Source organism: Streptomyces sp. NPDC005899, from assembly GCF_040629645.1.
In the GTDB taxonomy this organism is placed as follows: Bacteria; Actinomycetota; Actinomycetes; order Streptomycetales; family Streptomycetaceae; genus Streptomyces.
Genome location: NZ_JBEXWB010000549.1, coordinates 1 through 2,831, shown reverse-complemented (window position 1 = coordinate 2,831; position 2,831 = coordinate 1). Strand labels below are relative to the sequence as shown.

Here is a 2,831-nt window from a genome sequence, read left to right as displayed (position 1 = left end):
CGTCACAGACCGAGCTCGGCCGTACGCAGCCGGGCCAGCGCGTCCTTGTCGCCGTCCAGGTCGACGCGGGCGGCGTCCTGCCGTCCCGCGGCGAACAGCAGGAGCTCACCCGGCTCCCCGGTGACCGTGACCACCGGGGTGCCCTTGTGGGCCACCACCGTCTGGCCGTCCGGCCGGCGCAGCACCAGCCCCACCGGCGCCCGGCGGCCCATCATCCGGGCCGTCCGCTCGGTGCGCGACCACAGCACGTCGGCGAAGACGGGGTCCAGGTCGCGCCGCGACCAGTCGGGCTGGGCGCGGCGCACGTCCTCCGCGTGGATGTAGAACTCCACGGTGTTGGCCGCCTCGTCGATCTGCTTCAGGGCGAAGGGGGACATCCGCGGCGGGCCCGTGCGGATGAGCTGGACGAGTTCCTCGTACGGCTTCGCGGCGAACTCGGCCTGCACCCGCTCCAGCCTGTTCTTCAGGGCGCTCAGCACGAGTCCGCCGGCCGCGTCCGCCCGGCGCTCGCGCACGACGACATGGGCGGCCAGATCACGTGTCGTCCAGCCGTTGCACAGGGTCGGAGACTCGGGGCCCGCCGCTTCCAACAGGTCGGCGAGCAGGAGACGTTCACGCTTCGCATGGGTCGACATGCCCGCCAGCGTACGGCCGCCGCCCGTGGTCCGCCCAGTGGACGAGTGCCCGGCCGGACCCGCCCGGCCCTGCACAATGGGCGCATGACCAGCACGCCCGGCTCCGCCCCCGCCAGCAATCTCGACCCGGCCATCGCCGCCCGCCTCAAGCGCGGCCCCGACGGACTGGTCCCCGCCATCGCGCAGCAGTACGACACGGGAGAGGTGCTGATGCTCGGCTGGATGGACGACGAGGCGCTGCACCGCACCCTCACCACCGGCCGCTGCACCTACTGGTCCCGCAGCCGCCAGGAGTACTGGGTCAAGGGCGACACCTCCGGCCACGTCCAGCGGGTCACGTCGGTCGCCCTGGACTGCGACGCCGACACGGTCCTGGTCAAGGTCGACCAGACGGGTGCCGCCTGCCACACGGGCGACCGCACCTGCTTCGACGCGGACGTCCTCCCCCTCGCCCCGTCCCGATAGGGTCACCCGCCATGGATCTCGAGACCTTCCGCAAGCTCGCCGTCGACCGGCGTGTCATCCCCGTCAGCCGCCGGCTGCTCGCCGACGGCGACACCCCGGTGGGGCTCTACCGCAAGCTCGCGGCGGAACGCACCGGCACGTTCCTCCTCGAGTCCGCGGAGAACGGCCGCACGTGGTCCCGGTACTCCTTCGTCGGAGTGCGCAGCGCCGCCACGCTCACCGCCACCGACGGGCAGGCGCGCTGGCTCGGCACCCCGCCCGTCGGCGTCCCCCTCGGCGGCGACCCGCTGCATGCCCTGCGGGCCACCGTGGAGACGCTGCACACCCCGCGCGACCTGGTCGGCGACGAGGGCCTGCCGCCCTTCACCGGCGGCATGGTGGGCTATCTCGGTTACGACGTCGTGCGCCGGCTGGAGAGGATCACCGAGCACGGCGGCGACGACCTGGGGCTGCCCGAACTGACGATGCTGCTCACCTCGGACCTCGCGGTGCTCGACCACGGCAACGGCACCGTCCTGCTGATCGCCAACGCCATCAACCACAACGACCTGGACACCGGCGTCGACGAGGCGTACGAGGACGCGGTGGCCCGGCTCGACGCCATGGAGCGGGACCTCTCCCGGTCCGTGGAGAACGCCCCGGCCGTCCTGCCGCCCTCCGAGCTCCCGCCCTACACCGCCCTGTGGGGCGGCGCCGCCTACCAGGACGCCGTCGACGACATCAAGGAGCGGATCAGGGCCGGCGAGGCGTTCCAGGTCGTCCCCTCCCAGCGCTTCGAGACGCCGTGCACGGCGAGCGCCCTGGACGTCTACCGTGTCCTGCGCGCCACCAACCCCTCGCCGTACATGTACCTCTTCCGCTTCGACGGCTTCGACGTCGTCGGCTCCAGTCCGGAGGCGCTCGTCAAGGTCGAGGACGGCCGGGCCATGGTCCACCCCATCGCCGGGACCAGGCACCGCGGAGCCACCCCGCGGGAGGACCAGGCACTCGCCGACGAGCTCCTCGCCGACCCCAAGGAGCGCGCCGAGCACCTCATGCTCGTCGACCTCGGCCGCAACGACCTCGGGCGGGTCTGCGAACCCGGCAGCGTCGAGGTCGTCGACTTCATGTCGGTCGAGCGGTACTCCCACGTGATGCACATCGTGTCCACCGTCACCGGGCGCGTCGCCGAGGGCCGGAGCGCCTTCGACGTCCTGACCGCCTGCTTCCCGGCGGGCACCCTGTCCGGCGCGCCCAAGCCGCGCGCGCTGCAGATCATCGAGGAGCTCGAGCCCACCCGGCGGGGCCTGTACGGCGGCTGCGTCGGCTACCTCGACTTCGCCGGGGACTCCGACACGGCCATCGCCATCCGGACGGCCCTGCTCCGCGACGGGACGGCGTACGTCCAGGCGGGAGCGGGCGTCGTCGCCGACTCCGACCCGGTCGCCGAGGACACCGAGTGCCGCAACAAGGCCGCCGCGGTCCTGCGCGCCGTGCACACGGCGAACCGCCTCCGATCGGTCCGGGGGCGTGAGGGATAGTGGAGTACGTGAGTGCCGTTCCCGTACCCCAGCCCCGTGCCCGAGCCGTTTCCGCCTCCGACGGTGCCGGAAGCCGCCGCAGCCTGGCCGCCGGCCTGCTCCTCGGGGCGGCCGGCGCGACCGTCGTCCTCCTCGCCTCCGGGCGGACCTGGGCCGAGGGCCGGGCGTCCGTCGGCGGCGGCGCCCTGCCGCTGAGCGCCGACGGCCAGGA

3 protein-coding genes and 1 pseudogene are annotated in these 2,831 nt (G+C 73.5%); 3 read left to right on the top strand and 1 reads right to left on the bottom strand.

What is annotated here, in order from left to right; genetic code table 11:
* Positions 1 to 2 precede the first annotated feature (2 nt).
* Entirely contained in the window at positions 3 to 635 is a 633-nt protein-coding gene (locus tag ABZ371_RS31260; RefSeq protein ID WP_358686021.1) for a TIGR03085 family metal-binding protein, read from the bottom strand.
* Between the two features lie 84 nt (positions 636 to 719).
* On the opposite strand from ABZ371_RS31260, the gene hisI reads away from it, so the two are divergent.
* The 3 genes and pseudogenes from hisI to ABZ371_RS31245 all read left to right on the top strand — a co-directional run.
* The gene (gene hisI, locus ABZ371_RS31255; protein ID WP_358686019.1) at positions 720 to 1,100 is read left to right on the top strand and encodes a phosphoribosyl-AMP cyclohydrolase; all 381 of its coding nucleotides are present in this window, start codon (positions 720 to 722) and stop codon (positions 1,098 to 1,100) included.
* Between the two features lie 11 nt (positions 1,101 to 1,111).
* Positions 1,112 to 2,620, top strand: coding sequence for an anthranilate synthase component I (locus tag ABZ371_RS31250; RefSeq protein WP_358686017.1), 1,509 nt, complete (start codon positions 1,112 to 1,114; stop codon positions 2,618 to 2,620).
* Positions 2,620 to 2,831: pseudogene (locus ABZ371_RS31245) on the top strand (TIGR02234 family membrane protein); the annotation flags it as partial. The gene ABZ371_RS31250 and the pseudogene ABZ371_RS31245, both read left to right, overlap by 1 nt.